Source organism: Ralstonia sp. ASV6 (genome assembly GCF_016429285.1).
In the GTDB taxonomy this organism is placed as follows: domain Bacteria; phylum Pseudomonadota; class Gammaproteobacteria; order Burkholderiales; family Burkholderiaceae; genus Ralstonia; species Ralstonia flaminis.
Genome location: NZ_JAELUI010000245.1, coordinates 1 through 4,440, shown reverse-complemented (window position 1 = coordinate 4,440; position 4,440 = coordinate 1). Strand labels below are relative to the sequence as shown.

General features: G+C 62.9%; 5 protein-coding genes and 1 pseudogene. All 6 read left to right on the top strand.

All coding sequences use genetic code 11. From position 1 onward, the window contains the following. On the top strand, positions 1-259 hold a 259-nt coding region (locus tag JHD73_RS26685; RefSeq protein WP_199033163.1), incomplete at its 5' end, for a CoA transferase. Positions 260-357: 98 nt separating this feature from the next. Continuing rightward, a complete protein-coding gene (locus JHD73_RS26680; protein ID WP_199033162.1) occupies positions 358-1,407 on the top strand; it encodes an ABC transporter substrate-binding protein in 1,050 nt (349 codons plus the stop codon). A 73-nt stretch (positions 1,408-1,480) separates the two neighbouring features. Further along, on the top strand, positions 1,481-2,293 hold the full coding sequence (locus tag JHD73_RS26675; protein ID WP_048934269.1) for an ABC transporter ATP-binding protein: 813 nt from the start codon (positions 1,481-1,483) through the stop codon (positions 2,291-2,293). A 23-nt stretch (positions 2,294-2,316) separates the two neighbouring features. After that, positions 2,317-3,108, top strand: coding sequence for an ABC transporter permease (locus JHD73_RS26670; protein WP_199033161.1), 792 nt, complete (start codon positions 2,317-2,319; stop codon positions 3,106-3,108). A gap of 92 nt (positions 3,109-3,200) precedes the next feature. Beyond that, the gene (locus JHD73_RS26665) at positions 3,201-3,830 is read left to right on the top strand and encodes a TetR/AcrR family transcriptional regulator (RefSeq protein WP_199033160.1); all 630 of its coding nucleotides are present in this window, start codon (positions 3,201-3,203) and stop codon (positions 3,828-3,830) included. A 109-nt stretch (positions 3,831-3,939) separates the two neighbouring features. Next, positions 3,940-4,440 (top strand): annotated as a pseudogene (locus JHD73_RS26660) (alkene reductase); the annotation flags it as partial.

Genomic DNA, 4,440 nt, shown 5'->3' with positions numbered 1-4,440 from the left:
GATCTACACCATCGCCGATATTGCTGCCGACCCGCATTACCGCGCGCGCGGTGTCATCGAGACCGTGCGTGCGCAATCAGGCATCGATGTGGAGATGCCGGGCGTGGTACCCAAGCTTTCCGGCACGCCCGGTGCGGTACAGGCCAGCGCTCCGCGCCTGGGTCAGCACACGCGCGACGTGCTGCGCAGCCATGGCTTGACCGACGCGCAGATCGATGCGCTGGCCGCACAAGGCGTGATTGCCGAAGCGGCAGGCTAAGGGGCTAGGACCATCCCGCATGTTGTATGGCAAATCGTTGCGGTAATATCGCCGCCAAGGCAGTGAACGCTGCAGAACAAAGCACTCAGGAGACAAGCATGGGGACACGAGGCATCAGCCGCTGGGCAAAATGGATGGGCGCAGCGCTATGCGCGACGAGCCTGCTGGCAGCCAGCCCCGCCGTGTTGGCACAGGGCAAGCTTGAGAAGAGCAAGGTGACCATCGCCGTGGGTGGCAAGGCGTTGTTCTACTACCTGCCGCTGACGATTGCCGAGCGCCTGGGTTACTTCAAGGACGAAGGGTTGGATGTCGAGATCGTCGACTTTGCTGGTGGTGCCAAGGCACTGCAGGCCGTGGTGGGCGGTAGCGCTGATGTGGTGAGCGGCGCCTACGAACACACGCTGGTGCTCCAGGCCAAGGGCCAGATGTACCAGGAGTTCGTGCTGCAAGGCCGCGCCCCGCAGATCGTGCTGGCGGTCAACAACAAGACGATGCCCAACTACAAGTCGATCGCTGACTTGAAGGGCAAGAAGATCGGCGTGACGGCCCCGGGTTCGTCGACCAACATCATGGTCAACTACGTGCTGGCACGCGCTGGCATCAAGCCGAATGAGGTGTCGATCATTGGTGTGGGCCCGAGCAACGGTGCCATTGCGGCCATCCGCGCGGGGCAGATCGACGCGCTGGCCAATCTGGACCCGGTCATGTCGATGCTCACGCAGAAGAACGAAGTGCGCGTCGTTTCCGACACCCGCACGCTGGCCGATACCAAGGCTGTCTTTGGCGGCAACATGCCTGCGGGCTGCCTGTATGCGTCGACCGCGTTCATCCAGAAGAATCCGAACACGACGCAGGCGCTGACCAACGCCATGGTGCGTGCGCTGAAGTGGCTGCAGAAGGCGGGCCCGTCGGACATCGTCAAGACCGTTCCTGAAGCCTATCTGTTGGGGGACCGCGCGCTGTATCTGGCTGCTTGGGACAAGGTGCGCGAGGCCATCTCGCCGGACGGCGCAATGCCCGCCGACGGCCCGACCACGGCGCTGCGTACGCTGTCGGAGTTCGACGCGGAAGTGAAGGGCAAGCAGATCAAGCTGGACCAGACCTTCACCAACACCTTCGTGCAGAAGGCCAACGCCAAGTACCACTAAGTCCAGCAGACTTTCACCCTGCGCCCGGTCTAACCGGGCGCATTGCTTTCTTGGTAGCCATCAGGCAGACACCATGACAACGCCCGCGCTTTCGTTCGACCAGATCACCTGTACCTTCCTTTCACCTGACAAACCGGGCCAGCGCTACACGGCCGTACAGAACACGACGCTGGATATCCAGGCCGGCGAGTTCGTCTCGGTGGTAGGCCCGACCGGCTGTGGCAAATCCACCTTGTTGAATTTGGCGGCAGGGCTGTTGCAGCCATCGTCAGGTCAGGTGCGTGTGTTTGGCGAGCCGCTGGTCGGCATCAACCGCCGCGCTGGCTACATGTTCCAGGCCGAGGCGCTGATGCCGTGGCGCAGCGCACTGGACAACGTGCTGGCCGGGCTGGAATTTCGCGGCACGCCTGACAAGGAGGCGCGCGAACTGGCGATGTCGTGGCTGACGCGCGTAGGCCTGGCCGGATTTGAAGATCGCTATCCGCATCAGCTCTCTGGCGGCATGCGCAAGCGCGTGAGTTTGGCGCAAACGTTGGTGCTCGACCCCGACATCATCCTCATGGACGAGCCGTTCTCTGCGCTGGACATCCAGACGCGCCAGTTGATGGAGAACGAGGTGCTCGACCTCTGGGCCGCCAAACGCAAGGCCGTGCTGTTCATCACACACGACCTGGATGAGGCCATTGCCATGAGCGACCGCGTGGTTGTGCTATCCGCAGGGCCGGGCACGCACCCGATCGGGGAGTTCGTGATCGACCTGCCACGCCCGCGCGATGTGGCCGAGATTCGCGACCAGGCCGGCTTTGTCGATTTGCATTCACGCATTTGGGATGTGCTGCGTGAAGAAGTGCTGAAGGGTTACGCGCAGCATCGCCGCGTGGCCTGAACCGAATTCGATCGATCTCTCTCATGGCTAATCGTCCGCTCTCTTCGTTCACGCTGCGCGCCTGGCAGCTTGGTCTCCTCGTCGTCACGCTGGCCGTGTGGCACTTCGCCACGCGCTCGCAAGATGTCGCGTTCTTCTTCGGTGAACCGCTCATCGTCGCCCAGCGCATCTGGGCGTGGTTTGTGTCTGAAGGCGACATCTACCAGCACCTTGGCGTGACGCTGGCTGAAACCGTGCTGGCTTTCGTCATCGGGACGGCCACCGGCCTGGGCGCCGGGCTGTGGCTGGCGCTGAGTCCCGCGGTGTCTGCGGTGCTCGATCCGTACATCAAGGCCGCCAACTCGATGCCGCGCGTGATCCTGGCGCCCATCTTTGGTGTGTGGTTCGGCCTGGGGATCTGGTCGAAGGTCGCGCTGGCGGTCACGCTGGTGTTCTTCATCGTGTTCTTCAACGTCTACCAGGGCGTGAAGGAGGTGAGCCCCGTGGTGCTGTCCAATGCGCGCATGCTGGGGGCCTCGCAGCGGCAGCTGTTGCGCTTCGTCTATCTGCCGAGCGCGACAAGCTGGGTGTTCTCGTCGCTGCATACGTCAGTGGGTCTGGCGTTTGTGGGGGCGGTGGTGGGCGAATACCTCGGATCTGCGCGCGGCGTCGGTTACTTGATCCTGCAGGCCGAGGGCACGTTCGACATCAATACCGTGTTTGCCGGCATTGTCGTGCTGACAGTGTTTGCGCTGGTGCTCGATTGGTTGGTCGGTCTGGTAGAAAAGCGTTTGATGCGCTGGCAGCCCAAGACCGGCGAGACTGAGAAGCTGTAAGCGAAAAGTTCCGAGCGACTAATCGTCACATCGACCCTGCTCACTGCAGGGTCATGCAACTAGACGGTCGGTCTACTACAATCCAATCCACCATGAGCAAGCACCCCGAACCCGTCACCGCTGAAGGCACCGAAGCCCGGCACGACACCCGCGACCGCATTCTGGACGCCGGCGCCGAGCTGATCCTCGGGCGCGGCTTCTCGGCCGTCGGGTTGGCGGAAATCCTCGGCCGTGCGCAGGTGCCCAAAGGCTCGTTCTATTACTACTTTGGGTCAAAGGAAGACTTTGGCGTTGCCATGCTGGAGCGCTACTTCCAAGACTACGACGCCGGTGTCGTCAGCCTGTTCAACGACTCCCGCCTGACTGCACGCGAGCGGTTGCTGCGCTACTTCACCGCCTGGATTGACCTGCACGAGCGCAGCGCGTGCGAAGTTACCTGCCTGGCCGTCAAGCTGTCGGGGGAGGTGTCGGACTTGTCGGAGCCGATGCGCAAGGTGCTGTCGACAGGGATGACGCGCATGGTGGATCGCATTGCCGACGTGATCGAGACGGGCGTCGCCGATGGTTCGCTCGCACCCGTGAGCGACGCACGCCATCTGGCCGAAGGTCTGTATGCGATGTGGATGGGCGGCGCGCTGCTGGCCAAGGCGCACCGGACGGTTGCGGCGTTCCGGAGCTGCGTGGCGCAAACCGAAATCCTGCTGGCCATGCCGAAACATTGATCGCAACCGAATCCATTGCCGGCGAGGCATGTTCCTCGCCTTTTCTTTGACTCCGGTTCTAGATGACCGGTCGAATAGTAATAAGTATTCTCTCTTTTTTGGAGCTGATATGACCCAACAACTGTTGTCGCCTGTCCAGGTCGGTCGTACGACCCTCGCCAACCGCGTCGTCATGGCACCGCTCACGCGTTCGCGCGCCGGTCAGCCCGGCGACGTGCCGACGGAGCTGAACGTGACCTACTACGCGCAGCGTGCGACGGCTGGCCTGATCGTGACGGAAGCCACGCAAATTTCCCGCCAGGGCCAGGGTTACGCCTGGACGCCGGGCATGTACACCGACGCACAGGAAGCCGGCTGGAAGGCCGTGGTGGATGCCGTGCACGCCAAGGGTGGCCGCATTTCGCAGCAGCTTTGGCACGTGGGCCGCATCTCGAACACGCTGCTGCAAGAAAACGGTCAGGCGCCGGTCGCGCCGTCCGCCATCGTCGCCAAGGGTGCGCAGAGCTTTGTCGTGCACCCTGACGGCACGCCGGGCAACGAGCCCACCAGTGAGCCGCGCGCGCTGGCCACGGAGGAAATCCCGGGCATCATTGCGCAGTACCGTCAGGCC

Coding starts and splice junctions, on each gene's coding strand:
- JHD73_RS26680 (WP_199033162.1), top strand. CDS start 358: ATGGGGACACGAGGCATCAGCCGCTGGGCAAAATGGATGGGCGCAGCG.
- JHD73_RS26675 (WP_048934269.1), top strand. CDS start 1,481: ATGACAACGCCCGCGCTTTCGTTCGACCAGATCACCTGTACCTTCCTT.
- JHD73_RS26670 (WP_199033161.1), top strand. CDS start 2,317: ATGGCTAATCGTCCGCTCTCTTCGTTCACGCTGCGCGCCTGGCAGCTT.
- JHD73_RS26665 (WP_199033160.1), top strand. CDS start 3,201: ATGAGCAAGCACCCCGAACCCGTCACCGCTGAAGGCACCGAAGCCCGG.